Genomic DNA, 18,966 nt, shown 5'->3' on the forward strand with positions numbered 1-18,966 from the left:
CCGCTAAGGGGAGTTGGGACGAAGCGCGCTGCGCAACTGGCCGAGTTGGCCGCGATAAGTCAAGGCGAGTGCCGCCGCATATACCGTCGCACCCAGTGCGACGGCGGCGATAAGTTGGGTCCAGCCGGCGAGCGGCGGCAAGGCCGACAGGCTCGCGGCCATGACTGCGCTCGCCAGCGCGATGCGGGCCAGGTGAGCGACGGGCATCGGCATGCCGAGTTTGCGCACGGCGATGACGAACGAGACCAGCGCGCCGACGCTCACCGCCGCGAGCGCGCCGGCGGCGGCGCCGACCAGGCCCATCGTGCGCAGGCCGATGGCGGCCGCTGCCAGGAACAGGGCGGTTTCGAGCATGTCGATCGCCAGCGTCCAAGCGGTCTTTTGCGCGAGCAGGAAGGGCTGGTTGGCGAAGTGGCTGCGCAGGTTCTTGATCAGCCCGGCCAGGGTCGCGAGCGGCAGGATGCTCAAGGTCGTCGCGATGTACGGCGCCGAGACCGCGGCACGCGACAGCGGCTCGGCGAGCAGGATCAGGCCGGCTGCGGTCGGCACCAGGACCGAGCAGAGCAGGGCGCCGTTGAGGGCGACCTGCTCCAGCGCCTGGTGCTTCTCGCCCTGGGCTTCCAGGCGCAGGGCGATCGGGAACGCGGCGGCGGTGACCAGCATCGCCGCGAACGCGCAGGCGCGTTGCCCCAGTGTCCAGCCGACCGAGAACAGGCCGACGGCGGCGAGGCCCATGCCGTGCTCGACGACGAAGCGAATGCCGTTGCCGGGCACCCAAGCGAGCACGCCGCTGATCGCCAGTGGCAGGCCGTAGAGGCAGACCCGGCGCCAGGTGGTCCGGTCCGGCTTGCGCAATTGCAGGCGCATGCGCAGGCGCGACACCGCGTACAGCAAGGACAGGCTTTGCGCGATCGCGTACGAGGCCAGCACTTCGAGCGGGCCGATCTGGGCCGGGCCTTTCGCCGCCAGGCTGGCCCAGGTCCAGCCGATCGCCAGGCCGGCGACCGGGCCGACACTTTGCAAAGCGGTGTAGACGCCGATGGCGTCGGCGACCTTGGCGCGCTCGGCCAGGTGCGTGCAGTAGGAACGCGTCAGCGTGAACACGAACAACGTCGTCCACAGGGCCGGCGACGGCCAGTCGTGCGAGACATAACGCAACAGGATCAGCAGCACCGTCGCCTGCAGCACGCCGTTGGCGAAGAACACCCAACTCTCGATCACGTCCATGCGCTCGCGCAGGAGCGCATCGGCGCCGGGCAGGAAACGCAGCAGGAAATACGACCAGAAGGCCAGGAACAGCAGATACACCGCTTCCTGCATCGCCAGGGCCAGGGTGAACAGGCCGAACTCGTTCGGATCGAGCCAATGCGTCCACAACACGATCGCCGCCAACTGCGCGAGCGGACCGAGCAGTTGTGCGGGCAGGTACAGCAGGGTCTGGCGAATCAGCACGACGCGTCCTTGCAGGCTGTAACCGCACCAGCCGCGCGCCGGAATCGCGCGAGCTCCGAAGCCGGCCGATTCGATTCCTTATCCGACCAGTTCATTCATAAATCTGAAGATAATTAAGTGATTTGCATCACAGTTTTAGTCCGACGCATACTCCCACGGCATGCTCGGAGCCACAAGGGCAGACCAGGAAAAACCTTCAGTTTCCAGAGGCTTTCGTGACTCATCCCGCAAGCGTCGCACCGGTTCCGTTCACTGCTCCCTCACACGATTCCTGTCACGTCCTGGTCTGCGGCGGCGCCGGCTATATCGGTGCGCACGCGGCCTACGCGCTCGCTCATCAGGGCTTCGAAGTCAGCGTGCTGGACAACCTCAGCACCGGTCATCGCGAGGCCTTGCGTTGGGGCCGCTGGGTCGCCGCCGACTTGTTGAAACCGGACACGCTCGATGCCGCGTTCGAGCGTCCGGTCGATGCGGTGATGCATTTCGCCGCGCGCTCGCTGGTGGGCGAATCGGTCGCCGCGCCGTACGACTATTACCGGCACAACGTGGTCGGCAGCCTCAATCTGTTGCAGACCATGCAGCGTCATGGCGTCGGGCGGTTGGTGTTCTCGTCGACGGCCGCGGTCTACGGCGAGCCGGACTCGGCATCGATCGGCGAGGCGCATCGGACCGACCCGATCAATCCCTACGGCGCCAGCAAGCTCATGGTCGAGCGCATGCTCGCCGACGCCGCGCAGGCCTACGGTTTGCGTTCGGTGTCGCTGCGTTATTTCAACGCCGCCGGCGCGGCGGCCCATGCCGGCATCGGCGAATCGCATTATCCGGAAACCCATCTGATCCCGAACGTGTTGCGCGCGGCCCTGGGCGAAGCGCAGGCGCTGCAGGTATTCGGCGACGACTACGACACCGTCGACGGCACCTGCGTGCGCGACTACATCCACGTGCTCGACCTCGCCGACGCGCACATCCGCGCCTTGCGCTGGCTCGACACCACGCCGGGCGCGCATCGTTTCAATCTCGGCAACGGCCAGGGCTTCAGCGTGTTGCAGGTGATCCGCGCGGCCGAGGCCATCGCCGGCCGTAGAATTCCTTACTCGGTAGCGCCGCGCAGAGCCGGCGACCCGCCGGTGCTGGTCGCGGCCAGCGATGCGGCGCGATCGCTGTTGGGCTGGGTCCCGCGCTATACCCGCCTGGAAGACATCATCGACAGCGCCTGGCAATGGCATAGCGCGCCGGCATTCTGAGCGGTGCGGCGCATCGGGAATGATCGCGACGACGCGATCGTCGCAGCGGCGCGATCGCCGAAGGTCGTTTCAGTCCGCCTGCGACCAGCCGATGCTGCCGAAGTTGAACGCCGACACGTCCTTCAAGGCGACACGGCAGAACACGCCGCGGTCGGACGGAAACGCTTGCTGCGATCCGGGGGTGTAGTAGGTCGCGTCCTTCAGGTGCAGGTACAGCGGCGGGCCGGGCCGGGGCGCGCCTTCTTCATGGGAGGCTCTCGCGGCGAGGCCTTCGACTGCTTCGTGGATGCGCGCTGTGATCGGGTGATGCTGGGCGTAGCGCTTGAAGCTGACGACCGTGCCCGAGATCAGCACCCCGGCCACGAGCAAGGTCACCTGCAGCTCGGGCGCTCCGTCCTGGCTCGCGGTGTCGGCGACCACTTCGAGCACGATGTCGCGGGTGCCGAAATCCGTAAGCAAGCCGCCCGCGCCGCTGTTATGGGTCATGCCGTTCTCCTGGTCCCTAGGGTGCGCGCCGTGTCGGCGCATCGATGGTTCGCCGCGAGGGCGACCGCCTTACCGGGGTACGGAAATTCAGTGCGCAAGCGGCCAGGCGACCGCAGAACCGTGCCGCCGGTCCGCAGTCGCGGAGCTTCGCCGACGCTGGCATCGGCGTGGCCGGCTTCGAAGCCGGCGGCCCAGGAAACGACACCTGATGCATGCGCCAGGCCAGGGGGCGATGTACGAACCGCAAGCAGGCGCCAGCCCGATGCAGCGTTCCGTTGCGGACGCTTCTGCCTGGGCCGGGGGCATGCGATAACCGATCGACATCTCATCGTTACGGAGTCGTGCATGTCCGCCAACCCCACCGTCGTCGCCGTCAGCGACGGCGCGCCGTATCAGGTCCGTCTCAGCGACGACCTCGAGCATCATTGGTTCGCCGACGAACCGGCCGGGCAGGGCGGCGCCGATAGCGGTCCGACACCGGAGCGCCTGTTGCTGTCCAGCCTCGGCGCCTGCACTGCGATCACCTTGCGCATGTATGCGGCGCGCAAGCACTGGCCGCTGAGCGCGGTCGAAGTGGAACTGAGCTTCAACCCGGACGGCAAGCCGGCCGAGGGCACCGATATCCGCCGCCGGATCGCGCTGAGCGGCGAACTCAGCGACGAGCAGCGCGAACGCCTGCTGCAGGTCGCCAACGCCTGCCCGATCCACAAGGTCTTGTCGGGCGAAATCCGGATCGCGACGGCGTTGGCGGTGCCGGCGGGCTAGCAGGGCAAGCCGCCATGCCATGGGCGGCCTGCGAGTCGTCGCATGGCGAAAACAGCGCCGCACCGGAATCCGGCGCGGCGCGCACGATCAGGACTTGAGGAACGCCAGCAGGTCCTGGTTGAGTTTTTCCTTGTGGGTGTCGGTCAGGCCGTGCGGGGCGCCGGCATAGACCACGAGCTTGCTGTTCTTGACCAGCTTGGCCGAGGCCCGCCCGGCCGCATCGATCGGCACGACCTGGTCGTCGTCGCCGTGCACGATCAAGGTGGGCACGTCGAACTTCTTCAGGTCTTCGGTGAAGTCGGTTTCCGAGAACGCCTTGATGCTGTCGAAGGTGTTCTTGTGGCCGCCCTGCATGCCCTGGACCCAGAACGAATCGATCATGCCCTGCGACCTCTTCGCGCCCGGCCGGTTGAAGCCGAAGAACGGGCCGCCGGCGAGGTCCTGGTACAGCTGCGAACGGTCGGTGATCGAGCCGGCGCGCAGGCCGTCGAAGACCTCCTTCGGCAGGCCGCCGGGATTGGCGTCGGTCTTGAGCATCAGCGGCGGTACCGCCGAGATCAGGCCGGCCTTCTTGACCCGCTTGGTGCCGTGACGGCCGATGTAGCGCGCGACTTCGCCGCCGCCGGAGGAGAAGCCGAAGAGCGTCGCACCCTGGATGTCGAGATGTTCGAGCAACTGCGCCAGGTCGTCGGCGTAGTGATCCATGTCGTTGCCGTCCCAGGGCTGGCTGGAGCGGCCGTGGCCGCGGCGGTCGTGGCCGATGGTGCGGTAGCCGTGCTCGGCCAGGAACAGCATCTGCGCTTCCCAGCTGTCGGCGCTGAGCGGCCAGCCGTGGCTGAAGACCACCGGCTCGCCGTCGCGCGGGCCCCAGTCCTTGTAATAGATCTGCACGCCGTCTTTGGTGGTGAAAGTGCCCATGGTGGTCGCTCCTGTGCGGTGGGGAAGAGGGGAAGTGTGTTCGATGCGGGCGACACCGGCGTTGACCGGTGTCGCAGGGAGTGGTTTCGAACTCGTAACGTCAACGGCGAAAGCTGAGATCAGGGCGCGGTGTCGACAAGGACCAATTCGGCATCGTCGATGGCGACGACGCGGATCGCGCCCTCGTTGCGGATCGCCGCGCCATCGCGAGCCTGCAAGCGTACGCCGTTGACTTCGACGCTGCCCTTGGCCGGCACCAGATAACCATAGCGGTCGTCGCCGAAGACGTACTCGGCCGATTCGCCCGCGGCGAGGGTCAGGCCGAGCACGCGCGCATCGGCGCGGATCGGCAAGGTGTCCTCGTCGCCTTCGATGCCGCTGGCCAGGGTCACGAAATGACCGGCGCGGTCGCCCTTGGGGAAGGGCTTGCTGCCCCAGGTCGGCGCGCCGCCTCGCTGATCGGGAATGATCCAGATCTGGAAGATGCGGGTGGTGCCGGACTCGAGGTTGTACTCGGCGTGCTGGATGCCGGTGCCCGCGCTCATGACCTGGACGTCGCCGGCTTCGGTGCGGCCGCGGTTGCCGAGGTTGTCCTGGTGGGTGATCGCACCGTCGCGGACGTAGGTGATGATCTCCATGTCGGCATGCGAGTGCGGCGGGAAGCCGGTGTTGGCCTGGATGGTGTCGTCGTTCCAGACCCGCAGCGCGCCCCAGCCCATGCGCTCGGGATCGCGGTAACCGGAGAAGGAGAAGTGATGCTTGGCGTCGAGCCAGCCGTGGTCGGCGCCGCCGAGGCTGTCGTAGGGGCGAAGTTCGATCATGTCGGTGTCCTCGTGGATGAGTGCCGTGTGGCTTGAGGAGAACGATAGGCCGATGCGATCAGGTTTAGAATGGAACCAATGGAAAAGCATTCTTTCCAATATTGACATGGACATTCCCCATGCAGAAACTGCCCGACCTGGAAGCCTGGGCGATCTTCGCCAAGGTCGCCGAAACCGGATCCTTCGCACGCACCGCCGCCGAGTTCGGCCTGTCGCAAGCCACCGTGTCCAAGGCGATCACTCGTCTGGAAACGCGCCTAAAGACCGTGCTGTTCCACCGCACCTCGCGCAAGATGTCGCTGACCGAGAGCGGCCGCGGCGCGCTCGAACGCGCCAGCCGCATCCTCGCCGAGGGCGAAGCGGTCGAAGCCGAGATCACCGCCCAGGCCTCCAGTCCGCGCGGGCTGGTGCGCATCGCCGCGCCGATGTCGTTCGGCATCGCCCACCTGTCGCCGCTGCTGCCCGAGTTCATGGCGCGCTATCCCGACATCGCCCTGGAGATCGTGTTCGACGACGGCGTGACCGACCTGATCGGCGGCGGCTACGACCTGGCCCTGCGGATTTCGACCCTGGCCGATTCGAGCCTGCTGGCGCGGCGTTTGTGCGGCGTGCGCATCCTGCTGGTCGCGGCGCCGTCCTATCTGGAACGGCGCGGGCGGCCGAAGCACCCGCGGCAACTGGCCGACCACGACGCGCTGTTCTACACCTATTCGCGTTTCGGCAACGCCTGGCGTTTCAGCCATAAACGCCACGGCGATTTCTCGATCAGCGTGTCGACACCGCTGCGGGTCAATAATGCCGAGGCCTTGAATCCCGCGCTGCTCGCAGGGCAGGGCCTGGCGCTGCAACCGGAGTTCCTGGTCTGGCGCGAACTACGCAACGGCAAGCTCGAAGTGGTGATGCCGGAGTGGGCGCCGCCGCCGATCGCTTTGCACGTGGTCACGCCGCCGGGCCGGATCCGTCCGGCGCGTGTGCAGGTGTTGATCGACTACCTCGTGCGCAAGTTCGAGAAGGCGCCGTGGGCCGACCCGGGCGAATGAGGCGATTCCTACCCGCGCTACTCAAGCACGGTCGGCTTTCAGCGAGCCGGCAGCCTCCGTCCGCGCCCGCCGCGCCGACAGCAGCATCTGCACCGCGGCGTACAAGGTCACCGCCAACACCAGCCAACGCAGCCATTCCAACGGCAGGGACTTGACCAGGAAGGCCGCGATCAACACGCCGGGAATACCGCCCAAGGTCAGGCCGAAGGCCGCGCGCAGGTCGTAGCGGCCGCTGCGCACGAAGGCCGCGCCGCCGACCGGCATCAGGAAAGCGCAGGCGCCCATCATGATCGGGAACGCCGCGAGCGGATTCATGCCGAGCAGGCTGACCAGGATCAGGCACGGCGCGTACAGGCCGATGCCGAGCATCATCAAGGCACCGAGCACGAAGCTGGCGGCGATGGCGAAGGCGAGCGTCGCGCCGTGCAGACCCAAGGCGTCGCCGCCGCCGGGCAACCATTGCAGATTGGTGGCGAGGAACAGCAGCGCCGAGACCAACAGGGCGATGCCCATGCCGATCTGAATCGCGCGTTTCGGCAACCGCGCCACCACCCGCACGCCGGCCCAGGCGCCGGCGACCGCAGCGGCGATCATCCCGGCCAGGGTGACGAAGTCGACGCTGACCACGGCGATGAAGATCAACGCCTGGACGATGGTCGGCAGCGCATGACCGACATTCAAGGTGCCGGGAATGCGATCGTCGGCGACCCGGCCGCGCAACTTGAAGATCGCGGTGGTAGTGGCGAAAGAGCCGATGCCGAGGGTATCGAAGAAATTGGCGACGAAGCCGGTCAGCCCGTCGCCGGGACGGGGCCACCGCGACACGCCCGCGTCCGCATCGCGATCCTGTTTGCGGCGGGCGCGCTCCAGCGCGTACCAACGCCAGGCATAGGCCAGTGCCAGCAAGGCCAGGGCCGACCAAAGCAGGGCGACCTCGAGGCTCGGACGATTCATGACAGTGCCCCGAGCGGCGGGGGCAAGCGGCTGACGAATTCGACGACGGACATGGCGCCTCCGGACAGGACCCGGGCCATGGTCGGACCCGCGCGCCGACGCGGCTTGTATCGGTTATGCGCTCTGCGTGCGGATAAATGCATAGTCGCCGGGCGCGTCGTGGCGGAACGCCCGGCGCCGGGCCGGTGTCGCTACGCCCGAGCCCGCGACGAGAGTGTGACTTGCATCACTGGATCGGGTCGGTTTCGAGGGCCGGGGTAGGGATCGCCGCTCCTGCCTCGTCTGGATAAGCGAACGCCAGCTCATGCCCTGCGGGGTGCGGTGCCGACGGCGACGACGCGCCATTCTTTCAAGGACGACAGACCATGACCCGCCTTCCGCCTCGCATCGCCCGTGCGCGTGCTCACGGCACGCAACCGAACGCGTCGGCTTCCGGGACGAAGCCGGCACTCGCCAAGGACGGCGAGGGCGCGTGCGCGAACCGCGCAACCGCGCCGCTGACCGCGACGGTCGTGTTGGTCGCCGCACTCTCGGCCTCGCCGAGTCACGGACAAATGGTCGCCGCACCGGAGCTGCCCGGCGGCCAGCGCCCTGTCATCCTGACCGCACCCAACGGCGTGCCCCTGGTCAACATCCAGACGCCGTCGGCCGCGGGTGTGAGCCGCAACGTCTACCAGCAGTTCAACGTCGGCCCCGAAGGCGCGATCCTCAACAACAGCCGCGGCAACGTCCAGACCCAACTCGGCGGGTGGGTGCAGGGCAATCCGAATCTGGCCACCGGGCCGGCGCGGATCATCCTCAACGAAGTCAACGGCGGCGATGCCAGCCGCTTGCGCGGTTACCTCGAAGTCGGCGGCCAACGCGCCGAAGTGATCATCGCCAACCCGGCCGGTATCGCCGTCGACGGCGGCGGTTTCATCAACGCCAGCCGCGCCACCCTGACCACCGGCACGCCGCAGTTCAACTCCTTCGGCGGCCTCGACAGCTTCCTGGTCCGCGGCGGCACCATCACCATCGACGGCAAGGGCCTGGACGCCAGCAAGACCGACTACGCCGCGATCCTGGCCCGCGCGGTGCAGGCCAACGCCGGCATCTGGGCCAGCGAGCTCAAGGTCGTTACCGGCGCGAATCGGATCTCCGCCGATCACGCCCAGGTCGCCGCGGCGAGCGCCTCCGGCAACGCGCCGACCTATGCCTTGGACGTGGCCGCACTCGGCGGCATGTACGCCGGCAAGATCGTCCTGGTCGGCACCGAAGCCGGACTCGGCGTGCGCAACGCCGGCACCGTGCAGGCGGCGTCGACTTCGGCGACGCAACTCGCCGGCGCCGGCCAACTCGTGGTCACCAGCGCCGGACGCCTGGAGAACATCGGCACCCTGCAGGCCACGACCGATGCTCACCTGAGCGCGTCGACGCTCGACAACAGCGGCCGCGTATCCAGCGGCGCGAACCTCAAGATCGCGACCCAGGGCGCCCTCAACAACCGCATCGGCGAGCAGGGCGGCACGCTCGAAGGCTCGCGTCTTGAGTTGAACAGCGCCGGCGACCTCGACAACCGCGGCGGCACCTTGCGCCAGACCAGCGGCGCGGCGCTGGCCGTGAACGCGCCGAGCCTGAGCAACCGCGGCGGCAGCATCGGCCTGGAGCCGATCGCGCAGACGCCGACACCGGGCACCGGGCCGGGCAATGGCGGCGGCACGCCACCGACCACGCCTGGCGGCGGCACACCCGGCAACGGAAGCGGAACTCCGGGCAGCGGCGAAGGCGGTGGCGTCGTGCCGCCGCCTTACCAGCCGCCGTCGCCGGGCCTGATCGCCGCGGCCGGCGCGGTCCGCAACGACGGCGGGCGCATCTATGCCGGCGGTGCGATCTCGCTGCAGAGCGCGAACCTGGAAAACCAGGGCGGAAGCCTCAGCGTCGCCGACATGACGGTCAGCCAGCCCCGTTTCGACAATCGCGGCGGCACGCTCAACATCGGCAACGTCTTCAACGCCCGGGTCGAACAGTTCGACAACAGCGGCGGCAAGCTCAACGCCGGCCGCTTGAACATCAGCGCGAGCGGCGACCTGCTCAATCGCGACGGCACGCTGACCAGCGCCAGCGACGCCCAGCTTTCGGTCGGCGGAAAACTCGACAACAGCGGCGGCACCATCGCCGCCACGGGCGCCCTCACCGCCACGGTGAGCGGCGCGGCGCTCAACAACGCCGGCACCCTGATCGCCAACCGCGATGTCGGCCTGACCGCGGCTACGCTCGACAACGCCAAGGGCAGCATCCAGTCGGCGCAGGCCGGCACGCGCTTGAATGTGGTCGGCGCCGTGAGCAACGCGCAGGGCCAGATCGGCGCGGCCGGGGATCTGCACCTGCAGGCCGGCAGCCTCGCCAACAGCGGCAGCTTGCGCGGCGCCAACGACGCGACGATCGCGACCGGCGGTGTGTTGAGCAACGACGGCAGCATCACCGCCGGTCGCAACGCACTGATCGCCGCCGGCAGCCTGCAAGGCGGCAACACCGGCGTGCTCGGCGCCGGCATCCAGGCCGACGGCAAACTCGCCGGCGCGGGCGAATTGCAGGTCACCACGAGTGGCGCCCTAGTCGCCCACGGCACTCAGCTCGCCGCCGGCAAGGCGAGCCTGCAGGGCGCGAGCGTGGATATTTCCGCGGGCCAGACCAGCGCTGCCGAAATCGCGCTGACCGCCACTCAAGGCAACGTCGACACCAGCCGCGCGACCGTGGCCACGGCCGGCCGCTTGAGCGTCGCCGCCAACACGAACGGCGCACAGACGCTGATCAACCAAGCCGGCAAGCTCAACGCCGGCGAACTCGATCTCCGCGCCGCCAATATCGCCAACACCCAGGGCGGCGAGATCGTCCAGACCGGCACCGGGGCCAGCACCCTCGCAGTCAGCGGCAGGCTCGACAACGACGGCGGCCGCATCGCCAGCAACGGCCAGGACCTGGGGCTGCAGGGCGCGGCGATCAGCAACCGCGGCGGCAAGATCGAACACGCCGGCAGCGGCGCCTTGAAGATCGCCGGCGGCCGTTTCGACGGCGACAACGGCCAGATCACCGGCAACGGCGGCTTGCTCGTCGAGCTGGCCGGCGCCTTCAACCAGGACGGCGGCAAGACCAGCGCCAAACAGGTCGCCATCGACGCCGGCGCGTTGAGCAATCGCAGCGGACAGATCGTACAGACCGGTACCGGCGCGACCCGCATCGGCGTGCGCGGCGCGCTCGACAACAGCGGCGGCATCCTCGCCAGCAACGGCCAGACCCGCGTCGCCGCCGGCAGCCTCAGCAACCGCGCCGGCACCCTGCGTGCGGCCGAGGGCTCGGCGCTCAGCCTCAGCGTCGACGGCTTGCTCGACAACAGCCTCAAGGGCGAGATCGGCGCCGGCGGCAACCTCGACCTGCGGGCGGGGGGCTTGAACAACGACAGCGGCCGCATCACCTCGGTCGGCGATGTCGCCGTCGACACCCAGGGCGGCGCCGCGAGCAATATCGGCGGCACCATCGCCGGCAACGGCAATACCCGTATCCAGGCGGCCAGCCTCGACAACAGCGGCGGCACCGTCGCCGCGGTGCGCGGCAACCTCGACGTCGCCACCGCCGGCATGACCCGCAACGACGGCGGCAGCCTGCAGGCCGGCGCCAGCACCACGCTCGCCAACGGCGGCTTGAGCAACCGCGGCGGCAAGGTGTTCGGCGACAGCTTATCGGTCGATACCCGCGGCCATGCCCTCGACAACAGCGGCAAGGGCGCGTTGGCGGCGACCAACACCGTCGCTCTGAAGTCGGGCCTGTTGAACAACGACAGCGGCGTGATCCAGTCCGGCAAGGCGATGAGCATCGATACCGGTGGCCAGGCCTTGATCAACACCAACGCCGCCGGCGCCAGCAACGGCCAGGGCGGCATCAGCAGCGCGGACACCCTCACCCTCAACGCCGGCACGGTGAACAACAACGCCGGCTTCATCGGCGCCAAGCAGGCGCTGGTCGCCAACACCGGCGCGGTCAGCAACAGCGGCGGCACGGTGCTGGGCGAAAGCGGCATAAGCATCGACACCCATGGCGCGACCTACGACAACCGCGGCGGCCGTACCCAGGCCAAGGGCGATCTCGCGATCAGCGCCGGTACGGTCGACAACAGCGGCGCGCTGATCCGCGCGCTCGGCACGACCACGCTCAATGCCGGCCACGTCGTCAACGCCGGCACCTCGGGCGCGAACCAGGGCATCGAGGGCGGCAGCGTCGCGATCAACACCGGCGGCCTCGACAACCGCTCCGGCGCGATCCGCGCCGATGCGATCACGACCATCACCACGGGCGGCACCGTCGACAACCGCGGCGGCCTGATCTCGGCCGGCGATACCGTCGCGATCGTCGACCCCAACGCCGCCAACCCGGCGGCGAAGACGCTCGACCTGATCAACGGCAACGGCACCCTGGTCGCCGACAAGCTGCTCAAGATCGATGCCGCGCGCTTCAGCGGCGACGGCCGCGCGGTGTCGGGCAAGGACCTCAGCATCGCCCTGACCCAGGACGTGGTGAACAACGGCGAGGTCGGCGCCAACGGCAACGTCAGCTACACCACGACCGGCAACTTCACCAATCACGGCAAGCTCGCCGCCGGCCAGACCCTGACCGTCGCCGGGCGCAACGTCGACAACAGCGCCGGCGCCGAAATCAGCGCCGGCACCACCATCGTCCGCGCCGCCGACACGCTGACCAATCGCGGCCTGATCGACGGCCACGACACCCGTCTCGACGCCGGCACCCTCAACAACATCGGTACCGGCCGCATCTACGGCGACGCGGTTTCCATCGGCGCCGGCACCGTGAACAACGACGCCGAGAACGTTGGCGGCACGATCAAGGCCGGCACCATCGCTGCGCGCAGCCGCCTGGACATCGGCGCGGGCACCATCAACAACCGCGAGCACGCGCTGATCTTCAGTGGCGGCGACCTGTTCATCGGCGGCGCGCTCAACGGCGAACGCGAGGCGACCGGGCAGGGCGGCACGCTCAACAACTTCAGCGCCGACATCGAGTCGCTCGGCGATATGTCGATCGCGATGGGCCGCATCAACAACTGGGACGTGCACATCCGCAAGGGCCCACAGGCGATGCCGCCGAAGGCACCGACCGTATTGCTGGCGCCGATCGGCGGCAGCGGTTTCTACACCCTCGACCAAGTGATCTTCGTCATGGGCTCGCCGATCGTGTATCTGCGCAACCCCGACGGCACCCCGGGCCAGTTGCTCACTGTCGAGGGCTTCGGCCTGTGGACGACCTCGTATGCGGTCACCGAAGACACAGCGACCGACGTCGACCCCTCGCGCATCGTCGCCGGCGGCGACATGGCGCTGTCGGGCGCCGTGCACAACAAGAGCAGCAAGATCATCGCCGGCGGCACGCTGACTGCCAGCGACGTCACCAACGAAGGTTTGACCGGCAACCGCCGCATCGTCAGCTCGACCATCGTGATGAACCACAAGGGCGAGCTCCAGGGCAGCGTCAGCCATCCCGACATCAACGAAACCATCGACCTGGAGAAATACACCCCGCTGCAGAACGTCAACGCGGTGGAGGGTTACAACCCCGGTACGGCCGGCACGGCCGACGTCGACGCGCACGGCGGTGGCGCAGGCGGGGTGAACGGCGGCGCAGGCCCGGGTGCGGTGGTCGAAGTGCCGGCCCAGGTCGGCGCGGTGATCCGCGCCTCGGGCGCCAGCGCTGGCACGGCCGGCGGTGCGAATGGCGCCGGCGGCACCGGCAGCAACGAGACCATCCCGATGGTCGTGCGCACCAGCCTGCCCAATGCGGCGGTGCCGCGCGCCAGCCTGTTCGGCCTGCGTCCGGATGCGGGCAGTCGTTATCTGATCGAGACCGATCCGCGCTTCGCCAACCATCGCCAGTGGTTGAGCAGCGACTATCTGCTGAGCCGCATGGGCTTCCAGCCCGAGCATCTGCTCAAGCGCCTCGGCGACGGCTTCTACGAGCAGAAACTGATCCGCGAACAGGTCGCACAGCTCACCGGCTATCGCTACCTGGACGGCTTCGGCAGCGACGAAACCCAGTACACCGCGCTGATGAACGCCGGCGCGACCTTCGCCCAGCAATACGGCCTGCGACCGGGCGTGGCCCTGACCGCGGCGCAGATGGCACAGCTGACCAGCGACATCGTCTGGCTGGTCGAACAGACCGTGAGCCTGCCCGACGGAGGCACCCAGCGCGTGCTGGTGCCGCAGGTGTACGTGCGCGTGCGCCCCGGCGACATCGACGGTTCCGGCGCCTTGCTCGCCGGCAACGCGGTGCGCATCGGCAGCGCCGGCGACGTGGTCAACACCGGCACCATCGCCGGCCGCGCGCTGGTGTCGATCACCGCCGAAAACGTCAACAACCTCGGCGGCCGCATCGCCGGCGCCAACGTGGCGATCGACGCGCGCAACGACCTCAACAACATCGGCGGCAGCATCACCGCACGCGACTCGGCGGTGCTGACCGCCGGCCGCGACATCAACATCCGCACCACCACCCAGAACTCGACCGGCCTGCTGACCGGCAACAACATCGACCGCGTCGCCGGCGTCTACGTCACCGATCCGGGCGGCGTGCTGCTGGCCTCGGCCGAACGCGATCTCAACCTGACCGGCGCGATCCTGGCCAACGTCGGCCAGGGCAGCCGCACCTTGGCCAACGCCGGCCGCGACGTCAATCTGGGTACGGTCACGCTCTCCACCTCGGCCCATGTCAGCGGCAGCAGCGGCGACACCACCGCCAGCGGCATCGCCGCGCACAGCCGCGAGGTCGGCTCGCAGATCGTCGGCGGCGGCAGCGTCGCGATCAGCGCCGGCCACGACGTGCAGGCACGCGCGGCCCAGGTAGCCGCCGGCGGCACCCTCGCGGTCAGCGCCGAGAACGACATCCGCATCGACGCGGGCCAGTCCGCCAGCGCGATGCTCGCGGTCAGCCACAGCTCGAGCAAGAAACTGCTTTCGCGCAGCAGCAGCGACAAGATGGACGGCGAAAGCGAAACCCGGGTCATCGGCAGCAGCTTCAGCGGCGACAATGTGGTGATGTCGGCCGGCAACGATCTGGTCGTGCGCGGCAGCGAGATCGCCGCCAACAACCAGGCAGTGCTCAGCGCCGGTCGCGACGTGCGCATCGAAAGCGCGCAGGAGCATTCGCAGTCGGCGAGTTTCGCCTCCAGCAAGAGCAGCGGCTTCAAGCGCAACCTGACCGACGGCCTGACCTACAACAAGAGCTCGCGCAGCGAGTTCGAGATCGGCAGCCGCACCGAACAGGTCGGCAGCAGCGTCAGCGGCGGCAACGTCAGCATCGAGGCCGGTCGCGATGCCCAGATCATCGCCAGCAACGTCATCGCCGATCGCAACGTCGGCATCACCGCCGGCCGCAACATCGACATCCTCGCCGCGCAGGACACCAGCAACACGATCTCGGCCAGCGACAAGAACGATCGGACCCTCAACCTGCGGGTCGGTTATGCGCCCAAGCAGACGTTGTACAGCCGCACCCGCAAGGGCGAGGACGGCACCGGCCAGTCCAGCACCGCGGTCACCAGCCTGATCAGCGCCAACAACGGCAACCTCAGCCTGTATGCCGGCGCCGACCCCAAGTACCAGGGCACCGGGCAGGGCAACGTCACCACCGAAGGCGCCAACCTGCTGGCCAAGAACCGGGTCAGCATTTCCGGCAACGCGGTCAACCTGATGGCCGCGACTTCGAGCGAGGTCAGCAAGAAGCACAAGGAGAGCAGCGGCCACACCATCGGCGCCGAACTCACCGGCTATGTCGGCGGCGCCATCACCAGCCTGTACAAGCGGGTCGAATCGGCGCGCACCACCAGCGACGACCGCCTGCGCGGCGCGCTGGTGCTGAAGTCCGGCTACGACGCCTACAAGCTGGCCAGCGGCGACAAGATCGCCAACGGCGTCAACAGCTTCGGCCAGGGCCAGGATCCGACCAAGGTCGCGTCCGCGGTCGCCGCCGGCAGCAGCGAGGCGGCCCTGGCCAACAATCCCTCGGGAGCCGCGTTCGGCATCGCGGTCAGCGAAAGCCGCACCCGCGAGCGTTCCGACACGGCCAAAGTCAGCACCAGCCAGCGCGGCACCAATATCCAGGCCGGCAGCATCGACATCACCGCCCGCGAATCCGACATCAATATCGAAGGCGGTAAGCTGCAGGCGCGCGACATCGTCCTGGACGCCAAGCGCGACATCAACCTGTACGCCGCGGGCAACACCGCCGCGACCCTGGGCACCAGTTCGGGCAGCAACCTCGGCGGCGGCGTCACCTTCGGTTTCGGCTCGCAGAACGGTTTCAGCATCCAGGTCGAGGCGGGCGCCAAGTCGGGGCGCCAGACCGGTTTCGAGGTCAGTCACGACAACACCCTGGTCACCGCGACCGACTCGCTCAAGGTCAAGAGCGGCCGCGACACCAATCTGCGCGGCGCGCAGTTGGCCGGCGACAGCGTCGAGATGAACGTCGGCCGCAATCTCAACATCGAGACCCTGCAGGACGTCACCAGCTACGTCAGCCGCGAAAGCAGCAGCGGCTTCAGCCTCAGCCTGTGCATTCCGCCGATCTGCTACGGCGAATACGTGTCGGGTTCGGTCAACGCCTCGCGCGATCGCGTCAACCACCTCTACCAGAGCGCCACCGGGCAGAGCGGCATCAGCGCCGGCAAGGGCGGCTACGACATCGTCGTGCGCGGCAACACCGACCTCAAGGGCGGCGCCATCGCCAGCACCGCGGCACCGGACAAGAACAGCCTGACCACCGCCAGCCTGACCACCAGCGACCTGGTCAACCAGCAGCAGACCAACTCGTCCAGTTCCAGCCTGAACATGAGCTTCAGCTCGGGCGCGAATGCGTACTCGCAGGGCACCAGCCTGGCCAGTAACGTCCGCTCCAGCGTCATGAGCACGGCGTTGGCGAACATCAACGGCGGCGCCGGCCTGCCGGCCAAGAACGACGACACCAGCCAGACCCTCAGCGTCATCAGCCCCGGCACCATCAAGATTACCGGCACCGGCAATGCCGAGATCGACGACAAGAGCCGCGAGAACGTGGCCACCTTGACCGTCCGCGACCCGGAAACCGCCAACGGCGCCCTGGTCAACACCCTGACCCTGCAACAGGCCGAGGAGATTCCGAAGCGGCAGCAGGAGGTCAAGGATCGGCAGCGCATCGCCGAGATGGTCGGCGGCGTGATCACCAGCGTGATCGGCGACGTCGCCAGCAAGTACGAATGGAAGGAGGGCAGCCCGCAGAAGATCGTGCTGCACGGTCTGGCCGGCTTGGTGCGCGCCAAGCTCGGCGACGGTAACGCGGCGATCGGCGCCGCAGCCGGTGCGGTCAATGAAGCGCTGTTGCCGGTAATGGCCAAGTTCCTCAAGGAGAACGGCTACGACTACAACGCCGCCGGGCTCAGCGAGGCCGACAAGAAGCGCATCAAGGCCGAGTACGACGACCTGCTGTTGGCCGGCTCGACCATGCTCGGCGCCGCCATCGGTGCCTCCGGCGGCGACACCGCCCTGGGCGCGAACGTGGCCAATGCCGCCACTTCCAACAACTACCTCAAGCACCCCGAGATCCAGCAATGGATCAAGAGCAACAACGCCTGCAAGACCGGCGATGCTGCCGCATGCAGGGCACGCGACGATCTCAACAAGCTCGACGCGGGCCGTCAGGCCGAGCTGAACGTCGCCTGCGTCTCGCCCGATTCACCGCAATGCCGCTCCAAGATCGGCGAGGCCACCGCGGCCTACGAGCAGATCCAGGAACAGCAGTCGGCCATGCGCAATGCGTATGTCAACGGCTTGATCACCGGCAAGGACTACAAGGACTACATCGACAAGAGCAATCTCGAAGTCCGCGATATCGCCGCGCCGGTCGCCGATTGGGCTTACCAGCTGTCGCGCGGCGACAGCAACAACCTGTATTGGGCGATCTTCAAGCAGTACGACAGCGTCAGGTCCGGCAGCGACATCGCCAATGCCTGGGGCACCGGTCAGCCGCCGCGCAACCCGGTGGGCACCAGCCTGGGCGACGTCGCCAGCGTGGGACCGTTGTTGGGGGCCGGTGCGGGTGCCGGCAGCGCCAAGAAGGTCCAGGAGATCGTCGAAGCATTGCCAGGCGCGGGCGAGATCAAGACGGTCAAGGAAACCTTGAACGATTTGCCGAACTACAGTGGATCCATCAAGACCTACACCGCTGCGACTTACAAGGATGCCGCCGGCAACGAAATCGCCACCGGGCACATTCCCTCGTCGAAGGATCTGCGGTGGAACCTGCCGACCGAGCGAACTGGCGATGCGATTCGCGATGCGCCTATTCTTACCCACATAAACGGACCGATCTGGGTGCCAGCGAACAAAGAGCGCGGTAAGTTCGCCGAAGAGGTATTGGACCGGGACATGCGCGGCATCGGCTTGCACAACAACGAGGGGGGGATCGACGTCTTCGACGAGATCCTGGGCGATGCGGTGAGCATCAAAAGCTACGATTGGAACACCACGTCTCGCATCAATAATCCGAACGCCGCCGAGTCGACGATCAAAAGGCAGATTCAGGAGCTGATTAACTACGAAGGCACCGACGGCAAGGGATTGATTGGAAACAGGGCCTTCAATATCGAGCCCCACGACATCAAACGCAAAGCCTTCGAGTTGGTCCTGCCGGCCGAGGGGGGTACACCGCAGCAGATGGCCGCTATCAACCGGGCCTTGCAGTTCGGGCGCGACAATGGTGTGGTGATACGCGTCTTCAGGGCAAAATGAACCATGGAACGATGTGAACAAGGCGCCGCGGTGTATCTGCGGCGCAACGGGCAATTGCTGGTACTGGCGCAATCCCGCGCTTCGAACGGCTTGCTCGGTGGACATGGCAAATTCGCCAAGCTGCAGATCGACGAAGCCGACGAGGCGCTCGGCGTCGCGCTGCGGGCCCGCCTCGAAGACAGGAAGCCGGGCTTCCATCACCCGCATATGCATCGGGAGAAGGAGGCCTTCCAGGCGGTCATGGCCGAGTACCGCAAGGACCGCGGAGTCGAGTCGGACAAGGCCTTCTTCAAGGGCACCCGGATCGTGTCGGTCAGCGTCTATGCCGATCGTATCGAGTTCCGCTCCGCCGACAACACCGGGCCGACGGCACCGTGGATCGAGGACCCGCCGCCGTTGCAGGTCGCGCCCGATGCCTCCGACCTCGAACTGGGCTCGGCGCTCAGGCGCGCCCTGGATGTAGCGAAGGCCTAAGCCGCGG

At 67.7% G+C, this 18,966-nt stretch carries 10 protein-coding genes; 5 read left to right on the forward strand and 5 right to left on the reverse strand.

Annotated elements, in window-relative coordinates; all coding sequences use genetic code 11:
• Positions 1–3: 3 nt before the first annotated feature.
• Positions 4–1,452, reverse strand: coding sequence for a lipopolysaccharide biosynthesis protein (locus GLA29479_RS13135; RefSeq protein ID WP_057971859.1), 1,449 nt, complete (start codon positions 1,450–1,452; stop codon positions 4–6).
• 215 nt (positions 1,453–1,667) lie between these two features.
• Between GLA29479_RS13135 and galE the strand changes: the two genes are divergently transcribed.
• Complete coding sequence (galE, locus tag GLA29479_RS13140) at positions 1,668–2,696, forward strand: UDP-glucose 4-epimerase GalE (protein WP_057971860.1); 1,029 nt, start codon at positions 1,668–1,670, stop codon at positions 2,694–2,696.
• 69 nt (positions 2,697–2,765) lie between these two features.
• Here galE and GLA29479_RS13145 read toward each other — a convergent pair whose 3' ends face one another.
• Positions 2,766–3,182 carry a hypothetical protein gene (locus GLA29479_RS13145; RefSeq protein ID WP_057971861.1) on the reverse strand — a complete coding sequence of 139 codons (417 nt, stop codon included), beginning with the start codon at positions 3,180–3,182 and terminating at the stop codon, positions 2,766–2,768.
• A gap of 345 nt (positions 3,183–3,527) precedes the next feature.
• Here GLA29479_RS13145 and GLA29479_RS13150 point away from each other — a divergent pair, with 345 nt between their 5' ends.
• Positions 3,528–3,947 (forward strand): OsmC family protein, encoded by a 420-nt coding sequence (locus tag GLA29479_RS13150; RefSeq protein WP_057918013.1) that lies wholly within the window; start codon positions 3,528–3,530, stop codon positions 3,945–3,947.
• 87 nt (positions 3,948–4,034) lie between these two features.
• On the opposite strand, the gene GLA29479_RS13155 is transcribed toward GLA29479_RS13150, so the two are convergent.
• Together GLA29479_RS13155 and GLA29479_RS13160 are read right to left on the reverse strand one after the other, a co-directional pair.
• Positions 4,035–4,865, reverse strand: a complete 831-nt coding sequence (locus GLA29479_RS13155) for an alpha/beta fold hydrolase (protein ID WP_057971862.1) — start codon at positions 4,863–4,865, stop codon at positions 4,035–4,037.
• 119 nt (positions 4,866–4,984) lie between these two features.
• Positions 4,985–5,686, reverse strand: coding sequence for a pirin family protein (locus GLA29479_RS13160; RefSeq protein ID WP_057918011.1), 702 nt, complete (start codon positions 5,684–5,686; stop codon positions 4,985–4,987).
• Between the two features lie 119 nt (positions 5,687–5,805).
• On the opposite strand from GLA29479_RS13160, the gene GLA29479_RS13165 reads away from it, so the two are divergent.
• The gene (locus GLA29479_RS13165) at positions 5,806–6,726 is read left to right on the forward strand and encodes a LysR family transcriptional regulator (RefSeq protein ID WP_057971863.1); all 921 of its coding nucleotides are present in this window, start codon (positions 5,806–5,808) and stop codon (positions 6,724–6,726) included.
• A gap of 21 nt (positions 6,727–6,747) precedes the next feature.
• Here the strand turns inward: GLA29479_RS13165 and GLA29479_RS13170 are convergent, their stop codons facing one another.
• A complete protein-coding gene (locus GLA29479_RS13170) occupies positions 6,748–7,680 on the reverse strand; it encodes a sulfite exporter TauE/SafE family protein (protein WP_057971864.1) in 933 nt (310 codons plus the stop codon).
• Between the two features lie 365 nt (positions 7,681–8,045).
• On the opposite strand from GLA29479_RS13170, the gene GLA29479_RS13175 reads away from it, so the two are divergent.
• Together GLA29479_RS13175 and GLA29479_RS13180 are read left to right on the forward strand one after the other, a co-directional pair.
• Positions 8,046–18,485, forward strand: a complete 10,440-nt coding sequence (locus GLA29479_RS13175) for a hemagglutinin repeat-containing protein (RefSeq protein WP_057971865.1) — start codon at positions 8,046–8,048, stop codon at positions 18,483–18,485.
• Between the two features lie 3 nt (positions 18,486–18,488).
• Positions 18,489–18,959 carry a hypothetical protein gene (locus GLA29479_RS13180; protein WP_057971866.1) on the forward strand — a complete coding sequence of 157 codons (471 nt, stop codon included), beginning with the start codon at positions 18,489–18,491 and terminating at the stop codon, positions 18,957–18,959.
• The last annotated feature ends 7 nt before the right edge of the window (positions 18,960–18,966 follow it).

The organism is Lysobacter antibioticus (genome assembly GCF_001442535.1).
GTDB classification, from domain to species: Bacteria; Pseudomonadota; Gammaproteobacteria; order Xanthomonadales; family Xanthomonadaceae; genus Lysobacter; species Lysobacter antibioticus.